This is a genomic window from Aldersonia sp. NBC_00410, assembly GCF_026342035.1.
Lineage (GTDB): Bacteria > Actinomycetota > Actinomycetes > Mycobacteriales > Mycobacteriaceae > Aldersonia.
This window is the reverse complement of the sequence record NZ_JAPENM010000001.1, coordinates 523,656-543,540: the sequence shown is the minus strand read 5'-3', so window position 1 is coordinate 543,540 and position 19,885 is coordinate 523,656. Positions and strand designations below refer to the sequence as shown.

Sequence of the window (19,885 nt, the reverse complement as noted above, 5' to 3'; positions counted from 1 at the left end):
TACTACCGGCCACCAGGGTCGCGGTCGCTCGCATCGGCGACCGCTCCCGTCAGGGTCGGCGAAAATCGGTCAGCGTCGAACCGCCCGCCCAGTTCGTAACGGCGCAACTTGTCCTTGACCGGGCCCTTCATCTCGGCGAAGACGAGTGTGATCCCCTGCGCGCCAAGGTAATCGTCGAGCTCGACGAGTTCGTCGACGGCCGTGGTATCGACATCGGTGATCGGCTCGGCGGCAAGAATAACGGTGTGCACCGCGCGTTCGGTGCCGGTGACGACGGAGCGCACGTAGTCGTCGAAGACGCCGCCGTTGGCGAAGAACAGCGGCGCATCCCACCGGACGATCACGACGCCGGGGAATGGCTGTGCGTCGGAGTGGCGAGCGCGGTCGTGGTAGCCGGGTACCCCGGGGCGTTGCCCCAATTCGGCGCGATACGGTCGCCAAGCATTGTTGACGAAGGCGACGAACGACAAACCGACCGCGATCAGGATTCCCTCGAGCACCCCGATCGCGGCGACGCCGACGAAGGCGGCGAGCGACAACATGCACTCGACGCGATCGACCCGCCATAGCGACGCGACCCCGCGGAAGTCGACGAGTCCGGCCGCCGCGACGATGACGACAGCAGCCAGGGTCGAGGACGGCAGATACGCGGTGAGCCCGGGGGCGAGCAGCACGAACGCGATGATGAGAATCGCCCCGACGACACCGCACAGTTGACTGCGTGCACCGGCCTGCTCGGCGACCGGAGTGCGCGAGGAGGAAGCCGACACCGGGAACCCGCCGAGCAGTCCACCACCGATGTTGGCCGCGCCGATCCCGAGCATCTCCTGGCTGCCGTCGACGCTTTCGCCGCGGCGTGCGGCGAACGTGCGGGAGAGGACGCCACTGTCTGCGAACGCGATCAGCGCGATCCCGAACGCAGGACCGATCAGTTCGGCCACGTCCGACCAGCCGATGCCGGATAGCGCCGGTGCGGGCAGACCCCGCGGAAGGGCTCCGACCACCGGGATCTGGTCAGCCAGGCCTGCAACTGCGACGAGGATCATCGCCGCGACGACGGCGACGAGCACCCCGGGGACCTTGCTGCCGACCACGCGCAAGCCGACGATCACCAGCAGCGAGGCGATTCCGATCGCACATGCCGCACCATCGACCTCGCCATCGGATATGCCGCGCACCACCCCGGCCACCTCGCCGCGCAACGTATCGGCATCGACCGAGAACCCAAGGAGCTTCGGCAGCTGCCCGATCACGACGGTCAGGGCGATACCGTTGAGGTAACCGATCCGAATCGGTTTGGACAGCAGGTCGGTGACGAACCCGAGGCGCAGCAGTCCGCCGAGGACCAGTATCAAACCGACCATGATCGCGAGCAGGCCCGCGAGCGCCACCGCGCGATCGGACCCCACCACCGCGAGCGGCAGAATCGCCGCGGCGATGATCGGCGCCAACGACGAATCGGGTCCGAGCACGAGGATCCGCGACGGACCGGCGACTGCGTACACCAGCAGCGGCACGATTGTCGCGTACAACCCGGCCTCTACCGGAAGTCCTGCGGCCTCGGCATAACCCATGCCGGCGGGGATCAGGAGTGCCGTCAGCACCACCCCGGCAACCAGGTCGTTTCGAAGCCACTTCTTCTGGTAATTGCGTGCCACACGCAATCCCGGAAGCCGCGCGGCTATCGCGCTCGGACCGGCCACCGTCCACCCCCACCGAATTCGAGGGACTCGTGATCGCCGTCGATGCCTTCGGTTCGAGCCCGGGAAGCATGCATATGCCGGTGACTTTCACTGCGAGAGCCGATTACGACTCACCCGGTTGGTGTGAGTGCGGGACCCCGACCGTACCGCACAGCGGTGCGTCAAGGGAGCCGGATGAGTCCGCTACCAATCGCGAGGCGCCGTGGCGGGAATGGCGCCAACGCCTTGTGCTACTTCCTGCGTAGGGGTGTTTCGCCATTGTCGCGGGCTGCGTCCGAACTGTTCGCGGAACCATCGGGAGAAATTGCCCGCTGTCGAAAAGCCGAGCAGCGCCGCGACGTCCGTGAGGCTGTAGCGGCGGCCGGTGACCATATGTTCGGCGAGTTCGACCCTGGTGGTGTTGAGCACCGAACTGAAGGTCTCACCGTGTGCCGCGAGGTGGCGATGCACCGTCCGGCGGTCCACGCCCATGCTCCGGGCGACCTGGTCGACCGAGCAGCGCCCTGTCGGGAGTAGCAACTCGACCAGTTCGCGCACCCGGCGAACGGTGGTCGCTTCATCGCGGGCATTGAGGGAGTCGAGGTATCGCTGCACGTAGGGTGCGAACTCCGGCGCGGACGTGACATTCGGCGAATCGAGTTGGTCGGTAGACAACACGACCCCACTGAACTCCTGATCGAAGCGCACCGTCGTGCCGAACACTCGTTGGTGCGTGGTCGCGTCGGCGGGAGCTCGGTGCGTGAACGACACCGCGAGCGGCTGCCATGCTGCGCCGACGAGGTCACGCAGCAGCCGATGCAGCACCCCGACCGCCAATTCGGTGGCCTGGCGAGTGTCGCCGGGTTCGCCGAGTTCGATCCCGAGCCGGATCGAGGCGAGGTTGTGCAGGGGTCGCTCCGCAGGCTCCGCTCGGGTGTCCTCGACCACCCTGATCCGCAACGCCTCGTTGTACATGTGCTGATAGCGGATCAGGAACTGCACTGCGCTGCGGATATCCGGCTCCTCTCGGATGACCAGGCTCACCGGGCCCAGGTCGGCGAACCGCCGCCGCTCCACCAGGCGCAATGCGAAATCGGGGTGCTCGGTCACCGCGGCCGTGATCTCCAGCAGCCGGGTCACCGCGATAGCGGGAATCCAGCGATCGGCCGAGCTCGGCCCCGCGGGATCCAGCCCGACGTATCGCATCAGCGGGTCGGGGTCTTCACCCATCGACCGGACCAGATCGAGATAGCCGGCGATCGAGGCGTATCGAACCAGTGGCTTCATCGATCACGACGCTACTCCGGAACGGCTGTCCCGAAAAGCACAGTTCGTGTCCCGTAGTGATAAGTATTGTCGGAGTTTCCACCGTAGTGTCAGTGACATCACAAAAGCAGGACCGAGGTGAGGGGCCTCACCTCCGAGAACTGCGGTAGGCGCGCCGATCGCCTGCAGGCGCACAGGCCACGCACGAAACCTGTTACGCCGCTACATATTCGAAATCCGATCGAGTTCCGATCGAGGAGAGGAAACACCATGGCGAACGCTGTTCGATTCTACGAGACCGGTGGACCCGAGGTGTTGCGTTGGGAAGACGCCGTAGTCGGCGACCCCGGCCCCGGCGAGGTGCGGGTTCGGCACGGCGCCGTCGGCCTGAATTTCGCAGACACCTACTTCCGGACCGGGCTGTACCCGGCGCCGCTGCCCGCGGGCATGGGCGTCGAAGCCGCCGGGACCGTGGAAGCCATTGGGTCCGGCGTGACCGGTGTGCGCGAGGGCGATCGGGTCACCTACACCGGCAGCCCGCTCGGTGCATACAGCACCGAACGCATCATGCCGGCGGAGCATCTCATCACGCTGCCGGGCGGAATCGGCTTCGACACCGCCGCAGCGACAACGATGCGGGGACTCACCACCGCCTACCTGCTCCGTCGCATTGCGCCGCTGAAGCGCGGTGACACCGTACTGCTGCACGCGGCCGCCGGTGGTGTCGGATCGATCTTCACGCAGTGGGCAAACCTGCTGGGTATCAACGTCATCGGGTCCGTCTCGAGCGACCGGAAGGCCGAGATTGCGCGAGCAAACGGCTGCGCGCACGTGATCGTCTACACCCGGGAGAACGTCGCCGAGCGCGTCCGTGAGATCACCGACGGCGCGGGCGTGCCGGTGGTGTACGACAGCATCGGCGCATCGACCTTCGAGACCTCCATCGACTCGCTCGCCCGCCGTGGCCTGTTGGTCTGTTTCGGCACCGCGTCCGGTCCGACCCCGCCGATCAACGCGATGCAGCTCGCGGTGAAGGGGTCCCTCTACGTCACGCGTCCTGCGCTCGCCGACTACATCGCCGATCCCGCCGAGCGGGCCGAGCTCGCCGGCGAATTGTTCGGCCACATCGCGGCCGGCCGCATCGACGTCTCGATCAATCAGCGCTACGAACTGCGCGACGCGGTCGCCGCGCACCGCGACCTGGAGGCAGGCAAGTCGGTCGGCGCCTCTGTCTTCGCCGTCTGATCATCGCAATCGCAAAACAGGAGAAACTGACATGACCATCACTGCGGTTGATCCGGCCGACACCGGAATGCAATGGCGGGTAGAGCAACTGACCTGCTCGCTCGGCGCCGAGGTGTTCGGCGTCGACCTCGGCGAGGTATCGCGCAGCGAGGAACAATTCGCCGAGCTGAGCGCACTCCTGCTGCGGCACAAGGTGTTGTTCTTCCGGGACCAGGACATCACGCGCGGCGAGCATGTCGCGCTGGCTGAGCGCTTCGGGCCGCTCGAGGACCATCCGGTCGCCGGTAGCGACCCGGAACATCCCGGTCTCGTGCGTATCTACAAGGACCTCGACAGCCCCGCCGAGCACTACGAGAACGCTTTCCACTGCGATGCGACGTGGCGGGTGATTCCGCCGATGGGATCGGTGCTTCGCTGCGTGGAGTCTCCGCCGGTGGGTGGCGACACGATCTGGGTGAACATGGTCGAGGCATACAACAAGCTGCCCGCCGCCGTGCGCGAACAGATCGCCGGCCTGCGCGCCAGGCACAGCATCGAGGCCTCCTTCGGGGCGAACCTGCCAATCGAGCAGCGGCATGCGATGCACGAGCGTTTCCCCGACGCCGAGCATCCGGTGGTGCGGACCCATCCGGAGACCGGCGAACAGGTCCTGTTCGTCAATGCCTTCACGACCCATTTCGTCAACTACCACACACCGGCAAACGTTCGCTTCGGTGCGGATTACGCCCCCGGCGCCGGCGACCTGCTGCGCTACCTGATCAGCCAGGCCGCGATCCCGGAGTATCAGGTGCGTTGGCGCTGGACACCCAACAGCGTTGCGATCTGGGACAACCGGTCCACGCAACACTATGCGGTGCAGGACTATTGGCCCGCCGTGCGCAAGATGGAACGTGCCGGAATCGTCGGCACTCCCACTTTCTGAGCATTCATTCGAAGCCGCCCAACCAACCACAGAACGGAATTACCAATGCATTTCCACGACGATTCGCTCTTCCCGGAGACCCAGGAGAAGCTGGTCATCACCGTCGCTCCGTACGGCCCCGAGTGGGAGATCGACGACTTCCGCGAAGACCTTCCGCTCACCATGGACGAGCACGTCCAGAAGGCTGTCGACTGCTACGAGGCCGGCGCCACGGTGCTGCACATCCACGTGCGTGAACTCGACGGCAAGGGCTCCAAGCGCCTCTCGAAGTTCAACGAGCTGCTCGGCCGGCTCCGCGAGGCCGTGCCGGAGATGATCCTGCAGGTCGGCGGCTCGATCTCGTTCGCGCCGGAAGGTGATGGTGCGGATGCGAAGTGGCTGTCCGACGATGCCCGCCACATGCTCGCCGAGCTGGACCCCAAGCCGGACCAGGTCACCATCGCGATCAACACCAACCAGATGAACATCGTCGAGTTGATGACCCCGAGTGACGTCGCGGGCACCTCCTTCGAGCGCCCCGAGGTCTGGGACGCCTACCGCGAGATGACCGTCCCCGCCGGACCGGGCTGGGTCGAAGAGCACCTGCGTCGCCTGCAGGCCAACGGCATCCAGCCGCACTTTCAGCTCGCCAACGTCGCGCAGCTCGAGACCGTCGAGCGGCTGATCCGCCGCGGCGTCTACACCGGCCCGCTGATGGTCACCTGGGTCGGCATCGGCGGCGGCTTCGACGGACCGAACCCGTACAACATGATGGAGTTCATCCGTCGCACCCCCGACGGCGCCGTGCTCACCCTGGAAACCCTGATGCGGAGCGTGTTGCCCGTCAACACCATGGCCATCGCCATGGGTCTGCACGCCCGCTGTGGCACCGAGGACACCCTCTGGGGCCGGCAGGGCGAGAAGCTGACCTCCGTCCAGCAGATCGAGCAGCTCGTCCGGATCGCCAACGAGCTCGGCCGCGAGGTCGCCACCGGTAAGGAGGCTCGCGAGATCTACCGGCTCGACGAGCACTACTCCAGCGCCGAGGAAACCCTCGCCAAGCTCGGCTACGCGCCGAACCGCCATCCGGGCCAGCGCGGCTTCACCCAGCACGCCTGACCCACTAGCCAAACTCGATGGGGGCGTGGCATAGGCCCTATGCCACGCCCCCAACAAGTATGCCAATCCGGCTCGTCCACAACACTTCTCCACCGAGGAAGAAGATCATGGTCTCTCCCACGACCTCCAAGGCCGAAACGGCCACCACGGCCGCCGCGCCGTCCGCCACCCGCAAACTACTCTCCCGCCGCTACCCGTGGATCGTGTTCGCGCTCACCTTCGGGCTGCTGCTGTCGGACTACATGTCCCGGCAGGTGCTCAGCGCGGTGTTCCCCCTTCTCAAGGTCGAATGGTCACTGACCGATTCGCACCTCGGATCCCTCAACAGCGTCGTCGCGCTCATGGTTGGCCTGCTGACGCTCCCGCTCTCGCTGCTTGCCGATCGATGGGGCCGCGCACGCGCACTCGTTGTCATGGCCACGCTATGGAGCCTTGCTACGTTGCTCTGTGCCGTCGCCGGCTCCTACGACCAGATGCTTGCCGCGCGCTTCCTCGTCGGCGTGGGCGAAGCAGCCTACGGTAGCGTCGGAATCGCGCTTGTGCTCAGCGTTTTCGCGCCGCGACTGCGGGCGTCGCTGTCGGGTGCATTCATGGCCGGCGGTTCGTTCGGCTCGGTGCTCGGCGTTGCCTTCGGTGGCGTCATCGCTGTGCAGCTGAGCTGGCGGTGGTCCTTCGCCGCGATGGCGGTCTTCGGCCTGATCCTCGTTGCGATGTTCCGCGCCTTCGTCACCGACCGCAAGCTCGCTCCCCACGTCCTCGAGCAGACCTCGGACGTGAGCGGTGCTGTGGTGCGTGTGCCGATCTCGAGCCTGTTCACCAACCCCGCGGTGCTGTGCGCCTACATCGGCGGCGGCCTGCAGATGTTCACGGCTGCGGCGCTCATGGCATGGCTGCCCAGCTACTTCAACCGGGCCTACGGCCTGGCCGCTGACAAGGCAGCCGGGATGGCCGCGATATTCGTCCTGCTGATCGGCGCAGGCATGGTGTTCTGCGGCATCCTCACCGACCGGGTCTCGCGTACCGATCCGGGACGTAAGTGGACCACCGCAATCATCTTCTGCGTGCTGTCGTGTGTGTTCCTCGTCGTCGCCTTCCGGCTCGACACCGGCACTGCCCAGTTGGTCCTCATCGGCGCCGGAGCCTTCTTCTCCGCCGGCTCTTCGGGACCGATCACGGCCATGGTCGCCAACCTGACCCACTCCTCGGTGCGAGCCTCGGCGTTCGGGTCGCTCACGCTGGCCAACAGCCTGCTCGGTCTCGCCGCCGGCCCGTTCATCGTCGGCGTGCTCGCCGACAAGATGAGCCTGATCCAGGCACTGCAGCTGGCACCGCTGGTCTACCTCGCGGCAATAGTTGTCCTGGTTCTCGGAAAGCGCTGCTACCCACAGGGACTGCAGAAGCTGGCCACCCTCACGGCGAAGAGTGAGGCCAACGCATGAGCGCGCTCGACTCCACCACCGTCGTCTTCGTGCCCGGTCTGCGTGACCATGTCGCCGACCACTGGCAGACGCTGCTCGCCGACGAACTTCCCCGCACTCGGACCGTCGAGCCGCTGAGGGAGAACAAGGTCAGCCTCGATGCGCGGGTCGCCGCGCTCGACAAGGTGCTCGCCGACGTGGACGGCCCGGTCGTCCTCGTGGCGCACAGTGCCGGCGTGTTGATCACCGCGGCGTGGGCCCAACAGCACTCCCGCCCGATCACCGGCGCGCTGCTGGCCACACCGCCCGACCTCACCGTCGCACTGCCCGACGGCTACCCGACTCGAGAGCAGTTGCGCGACAACGGGTGGTATCCGACCCAGCGCCGGCCGTTGCCGTTCCCGAGCATCCTCGCCGCCAGCAGCAACGACCCGCTCGCCCGCTACGACAGCGTCGTCGCCCTGGCCAAGCAATGGCACTCCCGCCTCGTCGACATCGGCCCGGTCGGACATCTCAACCCCGCCGCCGGATTCGGACCGTGGCAGCCCGCCGAAGCACTCGTGGCGGCCCTCGCCGAGCAATCGTCGAACATCCCCTCCCGTATCAGCTCCAACATCGAAAGTGCATTAGTTTCATGAAGATTCGCAAAGCAATCACAGTAGCGGCACTCACCGTCGCCACCATCGGTTCGGCCGTGGGCACCGTCAACGCAGCGCCCGTCGCGTCGACGACGGCGCCGAGCACGCAGATCGCGCCGCGGATCAACTACACCGCACACAACAACGGGACTGCGGCCGTGATCACGACCGACGCGGGCAGCCTCACCGTCGCGAACGGGCAATTCCAGATCAAGGCCGCCGACGGAACTATCGTCGGAGGCGTCCCGCTCGAACTGCGAGTCGACGACATCTCGATGCCGGTCGACGCCAAGGTGGCCGGCAATACCGCGACCCTGACGCCGGATCCGACCCGGGCGGTGTACAAGCCGGTTGGCCTGCCGTTCCAGGAGAGCGCGCCGTGGAAGACCCCGTACGAGCGTGAGCAGGCCGCCTGGGCGCGGCTGACCACGACGATCACCACCGGCGCGGCGGTCGGCGCCGTCGTCGGCGCCGTCGGTGCAGCTGCCGTCGGCTGCGCCGCGGGCGTTGCGCTCGGCGCCGGTGTCGGTGCATTCGCCTTCCTGGTGGGCTCGGTGCCCGGTGCCGTCATTGGCTGCATGGTGGGCGCGGCGACCTTCCTCCCGTTCGGCACCTTGGGCGGCTCGCTTCTGGTCTCCGGCCCCGTGGTGATCGGAGCAGCGATCCAGTACCTCTCCACGATCAACGCGCCGTTCACTCCCGCGGTACCTGCGCCCACCGCCAAGTAACACCACTCGACCGAACCGATCAGGAGAATGTCCGTGTCGCACATGACAACAGCACCGGAGGACACCGCAGTAGCGGTTCCGGACGCGGACCGGCGCGTCGGTGCGACACGGACACTCGGGGGGCTGCGCACTGCAGTTCCGGGGCTCGCGCTTTGCGCGATCGCCACCGCGGCGGCCTTCGTCCTCGCGAGACTGCTCGGTGGTACGAGTCCGATGCTCATCGCCATCCTGCTGGGTGCGGTACTGGCCAACCTGGTGCCGCCCCCCGCAACGTTCGAACCCGGTATCGCCGTCGCCTCGCGCCGGCTGCTCCGCATCGGAGTTGCGCTGCTCGGCCTGCAGTTGCTGCTGCCTGCAGTGTTGGCACTCGGCTGGGGAACCCTCGCAGTCGTGGTCGCTGTGGTTGTCGGCGGAATTGCCGGCACCCTCGCAATCGGGAAGCTGCTCGGCCTGGACTGGCCGCAACGCATCCTCATCGCATGTAGCTTCTCGATCTGCGGGGCCGCCGCTGCGGCAGCGATCGACGGCGTCGTGAGTGCCCGTAAGAAGGACCTCGTCACCACGGTCGCGCTGGTCGTGGTGTTCGGCACCGCCATGATCCCGTTGCTTCCCGCGGCCGCATCCTTGCTCGGGCTCGATCCCGAGCAGGGCGGAATGTGGGCCGGTGCAGCGATTCACGAGGTCGCTCAGGTCGTGGCGGCCGGCGGCACGCTCGACACCGCGGCAGCCGCCGGCGGCGGCGTCCTCGCCATCGCAGTTACCGTCAAGTTGGCGAGAGTCGCGCTGTTGGCACCCGTTTCTGCCTGGGTCGCGGTGGCGGCTCGGCGCAGGTCCGATGCGCCCGTCAGCGCCCAGCGCCCGCCGATCGTGCCACTGTTCCTGGTCGGCTTCATGGCCTGCGTGGCCGTGCGGACAACCGGAATCCTGGGACCCAACGCCCTCGACTTCGCGCGGACGATCCAGACGCTCCTGCTCACTGCGGCGATGTTCGCTCTCGGAACCGGCGTGCGAATCGCAGTACTGCGCGGACTCGGTTGGCGCCCAATCGTTCTCGCCGCGTCGGCAACGGCGTTGGTGACCGGCATTTCGTTCGCCGGTGTGTTGATCGTCGGATAGTTCCAAGGGCCGTTTCAGGCATCCAGATGCTGCTTTCGCCGCTCACATTCTGTCGTCGCGACAGTAATGTGTGTCGCGAAAGTGTGTGGGCGCCAAGGCTAATTATTCCCGGGGCGTGGATCGCCGCGGGTGAAAAGCGTCACAAATTCAAATCGTTTGGGAATATATCTACGCTGCGCAATTCGGCATTCGCGTGCAGGTGACCAAGGTCCATACGCCGTGTGACAAATGCACACAGAATTGTTGTACAGCCGACGGTAATTTAATAGACGACAAATAATAGTTCAGACAGGAAATTCATGAGTAACAACGTGCCAACCGAATTCGCTCAACAGCCGGGCGGTCAGCAGTCGTATGCCCCGCAGTATCCGCAACAGGGCGCCCCGCAATGGGGGGCGCCTCCACAGCCGCCGCAGAAGAAGAAGAGCCGCAAGTTGCGGTGGGTACTCGGTGCAGGCGTTGCGATCGTCGCCATCATCATCGTCTCGAACGCGGGTGGCGGATCGGACACCGATACGGCGGCGTCGGAAGGCGCGCCCGTGCCGGCCGCAGCCGCAGAAGCCGGTGCACCGGCGCCAGCAGCCGTCGAGGACAGCACACCGGGCATCGGCGCGCCCGTCCGCGATGGAAAGTTCGAGTTCGTCGTCACCAACGTCGAGCAGGGCCTGACCACGGTCGGCGACAATCCCTACCTCGAGTCCACTGCCCAGGGTCAGTACACCGTGGTTCACCTGACGGTGCGCAACACCAGCGACAAGCCCAAGGACTTCCTCCAGATGTCGCAGGACCTGTTCGATACGCAGGACCGGAAGTTCTCGAACGACACGAGCGCCGAGATCGCCATCGAGGCCGGATCGGATATTAATTCCACGATGCTGACCGGCATCAATCCCGGGAACCAGATCGACACCGTTGTCGTGTTCGATCTTCCCGCCGGCGCGGTTGCCGACCACATCGAACTGCACGATTCGATGTTCTCCAACGGCGTTACCGTCAACCTGAAGTAAACGTCGCACCGTCATCGCCCGGCCCTCTTGGGGCCGGGCTTTTGTCGTTCGCGCGCGATCCAGGTTCGTGCAAGACTCCAACGGGGGAACTGACGACGTGGAGCGTCGACGATGGACTTCTACACGGTGCTGGACCAGGTCGTCGAGATGGTCCGCACCCGCGGTCGGGTGTCTTACCAAGGGTTGAAGCTCGAATTCGATCTGGATGACAACCGCTTCAAAGCTGTCGCAGAAGAGCTCCGCTACGCGCATGGTGCAACGATTCGTGACGAGGGTTCCGGATTTGTGTGGACCGGCGAATCCGCGATCCCGTCCGCCACTCCGCAGCCGAGTTCTCCGGCGGCCGAGCGTCGGCATCTGACGATGTTGTTCTGCGATGTCGTGGATTCGACGCCGCTCGCCGGCCGGTTCGATCCCGAAGTGTGGCGCGAGATCATGCGGGCCTACTACGACGCGTGCGGCAAAGTGATCGCGCGATTCGATGGCCACATAGCCCTCTACCTCGGCGACGGACTACTCGTCTACTTCGGCTATCCCGTCGCTCACGAAAACGACGCGCAACGGGCAGTGCGCGCAGGGCTCGGGATGGTGGAGGCCATCGGACGGCTCAACGTCGACCTGACGGCGAAATACGGCTTGTCGCTCGCTGTGCGTCTGGGATGCCACACCGGACTCGTGGTGGTCGGCGAGTTGAGTGGAACCGGTCACGCCGACATGGCACTGGGCGAAACTCCCAACATCGCGGCCCGGCTGCAGGGCATCGCGGAACCGAACACGCTGGTAATCGGTGCCTTGACCCATCAACTCCTCGGCGGCTTGTTTACCTGCCGGTCGTTGGGTAGTCCAGTGCTGAAGGGCGTCGCCGCGCCGCCGGAGGCCTACCAGGTGCTCAACGAAAGCACCGCCAGGACCCGGCTGGAAGCGCTTGGCAAAGCCGGCCTGACCGCCCTTGTCGGTCGTCGAACCGAAATGCAGTGCCTGGAAGAAAGCTGGGCGCGAGTCGTCGACGGCCGGGGACAGGTGCTGTTGCTCAGCGGTGAGGCGGGCATCGGCAAGTCCCGCCTCGTGCGGCAGATCTGCGAACAGACCTCCGACGCCGCATGGCTCGTGCTACTCCAGTGTTCGCCCTTCTATCAGCACACTGCGCTGCATCCGGTGATCGACACATTCGAACGGATGGCATTGGGCTTCGAGCGCAATGACTCCGCCGTTCAGAAGATGCGCAAACTCGAGGGTTGGTTGGTCCAGAACGGACAGCCCCTCGCCGATACGGTGCCGCTGTTTTCGTCGCTGTTGTCGATTCCGTTGACGCCGGAATACACCGGAGTGACCGTGCCGCCCGATCAGCTGAAGCAGCAAACCTTGCAGGCGATCGTGAAGGTCACGCTCGACAGAGCGGCTCAGCAGCCCCTGCTATTCGTCATGGAAGATCTGCAATGGATCGATCCCACCACGGTCGAGCTGCTCACCCTGATCATCGAGCAGGTGCCGGCCGCTCGGATCATGATGCTGCTCACCTATCGACCGGACTTCGAACCACCGTGGCCACCGCTGCCGCACGTTGCCGCAATCACTCTCGGCCGCTTGCCGCCCGGCGATGCTGCCGAAATGGCGAGCCGAGTCGCGGGGCGCAAGCGCCTGCCGGCGGAGGTTATGGGCCAGGTGATGGCCAAGACCGACGGTGTGCCGCTGTTCGTCGAAGAACTGACCAAGATGCTGCTCGAATCGGGGCTACTCGTCGAGCACGCCGAACGCTACGAGTTGACCGGCCCGCTACCCGCGTTGGCGATTCCGAACACGCTGCACGACTCGCTGACCGCGCGCCTGGATCAGTTGTCACCGGTGAAATCGGTTGCCCAGTTGGCTGCGACGCTGGGGCGCGAGTTCAGCTACGCGTTACTGCGGGCCGTTGCGCCGGGGAACGAGCACGATTTGCGGCAGGGGTTGCGCCGGCTGACGGACGCGGAGCTCTTGTACGAAGACGGGTCGCCGCCGGAGTCCACCTACCGATTCAAGCACGCCCTGCTCCAGGACGCGGCGTACCAGTCGCTGCTGATAAGCACCCGGCAACACCACCATCAACGCATCGCTCGAGCGCTCGAATCCGATTTCCCTGGAACAGTTTCCACCCAACCCGAACTGCTGGCGCACCACTACACCGAGGCTGGACTGACGGCACAGGCCATCCCGTACTGGCTCGCCGCCGGACAGCGCGCCCTGCAGCACTCCGCCAACCGCGAGGCCGCCAACCACGCGAATCGGGGCTTGAAACTGCTCGCCACGTTGCCCGATACACCCGAGCGCAACAGGCAGGAGATTTCCCTGCAGATATTGCTCGGCACCAGCTTGGGCAGCGTGGACGGGCCGCAATCCGTGGAGAGCATTTACGCCAGGGCGTGCGATCTCGCGCGCCAGGTTGGCGGCACCCCGGAGCTGTTCCCGGCGCTGTCCGGCCTGCAATACGCACAGATAGTGCAGGGGCATTTGCCGAAGGCGCGGGCTCTGGCGGAGGAGTTCGTGGGGCTGGCCGAACCGAAGCACGACCCGCTCATCATGGGGGTCGGACACCGAATGCTGGCCTATACGGCGTGGTGGCAGGGCGATGTCGTCGACGTGCGTAACCACAGCGCGAAGGGCCTCGCCTGCTATGCCCAGGACCAGCACCAAGAATGTGTGGTCAGCTACCTCCAGGACACGGGGGTGCTGTGCGGATATCTCAGTGCGCTCGCCGACTGGGTGCTGGGTTACCCAACGCAGGCGGTGCAGACGATGGAGCGGACGGTGGCGCATGCGCGCGGGCTCGAACATAGCTACAGCGTCGCGTTGACACTTCTCTTCTCTGCCCAGCTGGCTCAACTGCGCCGGAATCCCGAATCCGCACGGACACAGGCGGAAGCGGCACTTGCGATTTCTCGGGACCATGGCCTTGACGCAGTGGAGCTCTGGTGCCTTCTGCCCCGGGGTTGGGCGCTGGCCGAAGAGGGCGAAGTGACCAGGGGCATCTCGGACATCTGCGAAGCGTTGGAACGCCGCCGTGCCCTTGGCATTGCTGCGGTGTATCCGTGGTTCCATGCCTTGTTGGCCGAGGCGTACGGCAAGGCCGGACAGGTGGAGGCGGGCTTGGCGTCACTCGAGGAAGCGCTCGGGTGGGTGCATCGCAATGACGAGCATCTCTACGAGGGCGAGGTGTACCGGATCAGGGGAGAGTTGCTGCTCGAGCAGGACGGACCTGACACCGCCGCGGCAGAACAGTGCTTCGAGCGCGCGTTACAGGTTGCCCGCGAACAACAAGCGAAGTCCTGGGAGTTGCGTGCGGCCACGAGCCTGAGTCGGTTGTGGCAGGAGCAGGGACGGCGCGACGAGGCGCGGGAATTGCTTGTGCCTGTTTACGACTGGTTCACCGAGGGCTTCGATACCGCCGACCTGCAGGATGCGCGCGCGCTTGTGGACAGCTTGTCCTGAGAGCGGACCGTTTGACTGGAGGGTGGTATTCGTTCATCACCGGGCGCTCCCTCACGGTGGGCCGTTGTTGCCCTTCTCCTTCTTCTCCTTTTCCTTCTGCTGGCCGTTGCCGTTGCCATTGTCCGGTTGCGGGTTCCCGTTCGCAGGGGGTTCGACGGGGGCCACGGGGACCGGGATGCTTGCGGGCGTGGTGGGTGGTGCAGCGCTGGCGGGAACGACCGTTTCGGTGGTGGTGCCCGGTGTCGGCGAGTCTTCCTGCTGCCCAGCGGTGGCGAGGGCGTAGGTGAGGGCGGCCAGGATCGCGACGACCGCTGCGATGACAGCCAAAATCCTGGTGCGCGTGCGCGGCGATGTTCTGTGCGAGGGGTCGGGTGCGGGCGCGCCGATGAGGGTCGCGGCGGGCGGGACAGCAATCGGCATCTGCCTCGGCGCAGGCTGCGGCACGGGTGCACCCTCCGGCGGCGCTGCGAGGGCCGCGAGCATCGTTCGCGCATCGGTGAACCGAAGGTCCCGGTCGTGCGCCATGGCCCTTCCGATGGCGACCGTGAGCGTGGGGTCCAGGCCTGGCCGCACTGTCTCCAGTGGTGGTGGTGGACCGTCGGAGATCGCGCGCGCCATCGCCGCTGGGTTGTTCTGCAGATATGGCCGGCGGCCGGTGAGAGCTTCGTATCCCACGACGCCGACCGCATAGAGGTCATCGGTAACGGCGGCGGGTCGCCCGTAGAGCCGATCGGGGCTGACGTAGGCCAGCGTGCCCACAATCTGACCGGTGCGGGTGTGGTCTGCGTCGCGGGTTTTCGCGATGCCGAAGTCCGTCAGCTTTACCGCACCGGTTGTCGTGAACAAGATGTTTGCCGGCTTGATGTCTCGGTGCAGGATTCCGGCGTCGTGCGCAGCCGCAAGCGCGCCGAGCAACTCGCCGAGGATTCGGCGTACCGTCCGCTCCGGTATCGGCCCGAGCGCGATGTCGTCGGCAAGAGTGCGTCCGGGGAGTCGCTCCATCACGATGTAGGGCACCCCGTTGTAATCGCCCGTGTCGTGGACGGCGACGATATTCGGATGGTTGAGTGCGGCGGCCGACCTCGCTTCGGCCTCGAACCGGCGGCGTTGCTCAGCGTTGGCGCTGCTGAACGCGGGGTTCAGCAGCTTGATCGCGACGGCCCGGTGCAAGCGGAGGTCCCAGCCGTCGCGGACCTCGGCCATTCCGCCACGTCCCAGGACGCCGCGGAGTTCGTAGCGGCCACCGAGAATGTCGGGGACCGGCATGAAATCGAGGCTAGCCGCGGCGGACGAGTGCGCGCAATCTCGGAACGGTCGATGGTTGGTTCACAGAGAGTTTCGATCCGCGGTTGCATGGTGGCCGCGTACTCATGGACAGTTTGTCCTGAATTCCGTTGGTGTTCGGTACGCAGTACCGCTATGCCCGCAACCCCCCAATCAGAGAGTCGACGAGCCCGTCGAAGCGTTTCGAGATTTCCTCGACCGTCCTGACGCGGGTAAGGATGCGGTACACCGTCGCGCCGATAATTGCGTCTGCGACCGCTTCCAGATCGGCATCCGCCCGAATATCGCCCGACTGCGCCGCAGCTTGCAGGCGGCGTACCAACGCGTCATGGTTCGGGTCGGCGAGCTGGCTGTAGAGGGCATCGGCATCAAGCGGATTATCCGCAGTGGCGACGGCGAGCGCGCGGCTGAGGGCGATGTTTCGCGCCGAGCCGAGGTATACGGCCTGTCCTTGCAGCCACGTGCGCAGGTCGGCTTCGATGTCGCCCGTATCGGGCAGTTGCAACGGACCGTGCTGCCCGTAGGCAGCCATCACGGCCTCGGCGACCAACGGTGCTTTCGATGGCCAGCGGCGATACAGGCTCTGCTTCCCGACCCCGGCCGCGCTGGCGACGCGATCCATCGCGACTTCGGCGTAGCCGCCAGTGAGGAGGATGTCGCGCACGGCATTGAGGATCGCGTCGTGTGTTGCCTGACTTCGAGGTCGGCCGAGGCGCGGCACTTCGTCCATGCGGGGAGCCTAGATTAATTACGAGAAATAGTGTCTAGTATCCCCAACGGTAGGTCGCTCCGGTGCCTCCTGAACCCGAACTGAACACACTGAGCTCGATACCCGATCAGCCGACAGATTCGAAGGAACCCATGAGCAAGCTGCGCGTCATTCAATGGACCACAGGCAAGGTCGGAAAGCTGAGCATGCGGGGCATTCTCGACGATCCCCGGCTCGAATTGGTCGGGGTGTATGCCTACTCTGCCGAGAAAGCGGGTACCGACGCCGGAGCGCTGTGCGGACGACCGGACACCGGGGTGCTCGCCACCACCGATATCGACGCGCTGATCGCGCTGGGCGCCGACACCGTGTTCTACAACCCGTTCATGGCCGATGTGGATCACGCAGTGCGACTGCTCGAAAGCGGACTCGACGTCATCAGCACGAATCTATTCCTCAACGTCGGTGGCATCCAGGGCGAGACGAAGGACAGGCTCGCCGCGGCATGCGCCAAGGGCAACAGTTCGCTCTACATCACCGGCATCAATCCGGGCTGGATCAACACCATGGTGACGGGGCTGACGGCCGTCTGTCGCGACGTTCAGCAGGTGTCGATTTCCGAGTCGGCTGACGTTTCGGTCTATGAGTCGGCGGAAACGTGGCAGGCACTTGGCTTCGCGCTGCCCGAGGCGTCGCCCGCGGTGATCGAGATGGCGAAACTGTGGCTCAGCACGTTCCGCGATTCCGTGGAGCGCATGGCAGTCGCGTTGGACTTCGAACTGGACGACCTCGAGTTCTTCATCGAACACCAGACCGCGTCCGAGGACGTCGACCTTGGCTGGCTAAAGATCAGCAAGGACACCATCGCCGCCCTCCGTGCCGGCTGGAACGGCAAGGTGAAGGGCAAGACCGTCATCCAGTCCAATGTCGCGTGGTACCTCACGAAGACGCTCAACGGAGACTGGGAGTTCGACGACGACCACTATCACGTCGTCATCAAGGGCGAACCCGAAGTGCAGACCCGCATCCGCTTCGTCCCGCCCGAAACCTGGGGCAACCACGAATGGGACACCATGACGGCGATGCCGGCGGTCAGTGCCGCACTGAACGTTTCCGCCGCCCCCGCCGGAATCCTTACCCTCAAGGACGTGGGATTGCCTGCTGCGCCCGCAGGAATCTGGCTGGAAGACCGGAGCAACTGAATCGCGATCGGCCACGTCGATCCCGCGTGCGGTACCCGGGCTGTTTCAACTCCGTATCACATGTGAGACTCGCTGACATGGGTCACAACATTGAACGCCCCAAGCTGGAGGGGAACATCGCCGTCGGCGACGATCGGCAGATCGGCTTTGCCGAGTTCGGCGACCCCCAGGGTCGGGCCATCTTCTGGCTGCACGGCACCCCGGGAGCGCGCCGCCAGATCCCGTCCGAGGCCCGACTGTTTGCCGAACTCAACCACGTCCGACTGATCGGCATCGACCGGCCCGGTATCGGCTCGTCGACACCCTTCCTGTACGGATCGGTCGGCGAATTCGCTTCCGACCTACGCGAAATCGCCGACGTCCTCGGTATCGACAAGATGGCCGTGGTGGGGCTGTCCGGCGGTGGGCCGTACACCCTGGGATGTGCTGCCGCGATGCCCGACCGAGTGGTGGTCGCGGGTGTGCTCGGCGGTGTTGCGCCGACGGTTGGCCCCGACGCCATCAGCGGCGGTTTGATGACGCTGGGTTCATTCCTCGCCCCGGTCCTGGAAGTTGCCGGAGTGCCCATCGGGATGGCGGCCGTCACCCTGATCAGGTTGATCAGGCCCGTTGCCAACTCGGCGCTGCAGCTCTACGCCGCGGTCTCCCCGGAGGGCGATCGCCGGTTGCTGCTGCGGCCCGAGTTCGGTGCGATGTTCCTCGACGACCTGCTGAACGGCTCCCGAAAGCAGATGTCGGCACCATTCGCCGATGTCGTCGCGTTCGCCCGCCCGTGGGGGTTCCGCCTGCACGAGGTCAAGGTGCCGGTGCATTGGTGGCATGGCGATGCGGACCACATCATCCCGTTCGCCCATGGTGAGCATGTGGTGTCGCTGCTACCCGATGCACACCTGCACCCGATCCACGGTGAAAGCCATCTCGCCGGGCTGGGCCGTGCCGAAGAGATCCTACGCACGCTGCTCGAGGTATGGGACCGCGAAGAGCAGACGTCGTCGGACGCTTGAGGTCGAGACGCAACCGAGCGCATCATTGCGACGGAGACTCCGTCTGCTCGAATGGAGAGTGTCATGCGCACACAGCGTGGTTCCGGTCAGACCTTTCAACTGGACCGTCCCTGGCAAGCGTTGGCCCCCTTCCTCTTCGCGACCCGTCACGTCGACAACTATCCGAAGGCCACGCCGAAGATGACGCCGGCCGCATCGCTCGCCGGCCATGCGTTGGGCCGCGACTTCGGTAATCCCGAGGGCTGGAGCATGTATCACGGCCAGACCGTGCCCGGCTTCCCCGCGCATCCGCATCGGGGTTTCGAGACGATCACCATCGTCACGCGCGGTTTTGTCGATCACGCCGACTCCACCGGAGCGGCGGCCCGCTACGGCGCGGGTGACGTGCAATGGCTGACGGCAGGCAACGGGGTGTCGCACTCGGAGATGTTCCCGCTGCTGAACGAGGACTCCGACAACCCCTTTGAGCTGTTTCAGATCTGGCTCAACCTGTCTGCCGTAGACAAGAAGGCCGACCCCGAGTTCACCATGCTGTGGAATGAGGACATACCCGTCGTGAAAGTGACCGGACCGGACGGCGGCAAGGCGCAGATCAAGATCATCGCCGGCGGCTACGGCGACACCGAACCCCTTGCGACGCCGTCGAATTCGTGGGCGGCACGGCCAGAATCGGATGTTGCGGTGTGGATGCTGGACCTGCAGCCGCACGCCAGAGTTGAACTGCCGGCTGCGCTGCGCGGCGAAGCGCGTCGGGCGCTCTACGTCTACGGTGACGGCGCTGCGGCGATCATCGACGGAAACGACGTGGCCGACGGTTTCGGATACGCGCAAACATCGCCCGGGGCGACTGTTGTCGAGACAGGTGACTCCTCCGCCCAGCTGTTGCTGTTGCAGGGGGTGCCCATCGGGGAGCCGGTGGCGCAGCACGGGCCGTTCGTGATGAACACGCGCGCGGAGATCGCCGAAGCCTACGACGACTACCAGCGAACACAATTCGGTGGCTGGCCGTGGGATCGGACAGATGTGGTCCATCCGAAGTCCGAGACCCGGTTTGCCCGGCATACCGACGGGCGGCTCGAACGTCCCGAACACGTAGTCATCTGA

At 65.5% G+C, this 19,885-nt stretch carries 16 protein-coding genes; 12 read left to right on the top strand and 4 right to left on the bottom strand.

Annotated features, from left to right (window positions below; all coding sequences use genetic code 11):
• Positions 1–2: 2 nt before the first annotated feature.
• Entirely contained in the window at positions 3–1,658 is a 1,656-nt protein-coding gene (locus OG921_RS02520) for a SulP family inorganic anion transporter (protein WP_266110754.1), read from the bottom strand.
• A 228-nt stretch (positions 1,659–1,886) separates the two neighbouring features.
• Complete coding sequence (locus OG921_RS02515; RefSeq protein WP_266110753.1) at positions 1,887–2,969, bottom strand: AraC family transcriptional regulator; 1,083 nt, start codon at positions 2,967–2,969, stop codon at positions 1,887–1,889.
• A 249-nt stretch (positions 2,970–3,218) separates the two neighbouring features.
• Here OG921_RS02515 and OG921_RS02510 point away from each other — a divergent pair, with 249 nt between their 5' ends.
• The 9 genes from OG921_RS02510 (at position 3,219) to OG921_RS02470 (ending at position 14,582) form a co-directional block, all read left to right on the top strand.
• The gene (locus tag OG921_RS02510) at positions 3,219–4,193 is read left to right on the top strand and encodes a quinone oxidoreductase (protein WP_266110752.1); all 975 of its coding nucleotides are present in this window, start codon (positions 3,219–3,221) and stop codon (positions 4,191–4,193) included.
• A 31-nt stretch (positions 4,194–4,224) separates the two neighbouring features.
• Positions 4,225–5,115, top strand: coding sequence for a TauD/TfdA family dioxygenase (locus OG921_RS02505; RefSeq protein ID WP_266110751.1), 891 nt, complete (start codon positions 4,225–4,227; stop codon positions 5,113–5,115).
• 45 nt (positions 5,116–5,160) lie between these two features.
• Positions 5,161–6,213, top strand: a complete 1,053-nt coding sequence (locus OG921_RS02500) for a 3-keto-5-aminohexanoate cleavage protein (RefSeq protein ID WP_266110750.1) — start codon at positions 5,161–5,163, stop codon at positions 6,211–6,213.
• 107 nt (positions 6,214–6,320) lie between these two features.
• A complete protein-coding gene (locus OG921_RS02495; RefSeq protein WP_266110749.1) occupies positions 6,321–7,652 on the top strand; it encodes an MFS transporter in 1,332 nt (443 codons plus the stop codon).
• Entirely contained in the window at positions 7,649–8,269 is a 621-nt protein-coding gene (locus OG921_RS02490; protein WP_266110747.1) for an alpha/beta hydrolase, read from the top strand. Before OG921_RS02495 ends, OG921_RS02490 begins: the two co-directional genes overlap by 4 nt.
• Positions 8,266–8,997: a hypothetical protein gene (locus tag OG921_RS02485; RefSeq protein ID WP_266110746.1), complete on the top strand. Its 732-nt coding sequence runs from the start codon at positions 8,266–8,268 to the stop codon at positions 8,995–8,997. The genes OG921_RS02490 and OG921_RS02485 overlap by 4 nt, the downstream gene beginning before the upstream one ends.
• Positions 8,998–9,039: 42 nt before the next feature.
• Positions 9,040–10,113 carry a YeiH family protein gene (locus OG921_RS02480; protein WP_266110745.1) on the top strand — a complete coding sequence of 358 codons (1,074 nt, stop codon included), beginning with the start codon at positions 9,040–9,042 and terminating at the stop codon, positions 10,111–10,113.
• 299 nt (positions 10,114–10,412) lie between these two features.
• Positions 10,413–11,120 carry a DUF4352 domain-containing protein gene (locus tag OG921_RS02475; RefSeq protein ID WP_266110744.1) on the top strand — a complete coding sequence of 236 codons (708 nt, stop codon included), beginning with the start codon at positions 10,413–10,415 and terminating at the stop codon, positions 11,118–11,120.
• 111 nt (positions 11,121–11,231) lie between these two features.
• Positions 11,232–14,582, top strand: coding sequence for an AAA family ATPase (locus OG921_RS02470; protein WP_266110743.1), 3,351 nt, complete (start codon positions 11,232–11,234; stop codon positions 14,580–14,582).
• A gap of 51 nt (positions 14,583–14,633) precedes the next feature.
• Here OG921_RS02470 and OG921_RS02465 read toward each other — a convergent pair whose 3' ends face one another.
• On the bottom strand, positions 14,634–15,848 hold the full coding sequence (locus OG921_RS02465) for a serine/threonine-protein kinase (protein ID WP_266110742.1): 1,215 nt from the start codon (positions 15,846–15,848) through the stop codon (positions 14,634–14,636).
• Positions 15,849–15,999: 151 nt separating this feature from the next.
• Complete coding sequence (locus tag OG921_RS02460; protein WP_266110741.1) at positions 16,000–16,596, bottom strand: TetR/AcrR family transcriptional regulator; 597 nt, start codon at positions 16,594–16,596, stop codon at positions 16,000–16,002.
• A gap of 131 nt (positions 16,597–16,727) precedes the next feature.
• Between OG921_RS02460 and OG921_RS02455 the strand changes: the two genes are divergently transcribed.
• The 3 genes from OG921_RS02455 (at position 16,728) to OG921_RS02445 (ending at position 19,885) form a co-directional block, all read left to right on the top strand.
• Positions 16,728–17,777 carry a hypothetical protein gene (locus OG921_RS02455; RefSeq protein ID WP_266110740.1) on the top strand — a complete coding sequence of 350 codons (1,050 nt, stop codon included), beginning with the start codon at positions 16,728–16,730 and terminating at the stop codon, positions 17,775–17,777.
• A gap of 77 nt (positions 17,778–17,854) precedes the next feature.
• Positions 17,855–18,781 carry an alpha/beta fold hydrolase gene (locus OG921_RS02450; protein WP_266110739.1) on the top strand — a complete coding sequence of 309 codons (927 nt, stop codon included), beginning with the start codon at positions 17,855–17,857 and terminating at the stop codon, positions 18,779–18,781.
• Positions 18,782–18,844: 63 nt separating this feature from the next.
• Positions 18,845–19,885 (top strand): pirin family protein, encoded by a 1,041-nt coding sequence (locus OG921_RS02445; RefSeq protein WP_266110738.1) that lies wholly within the window; start codon positions 18,845–18,847, stop codon positions 19,883–19,885.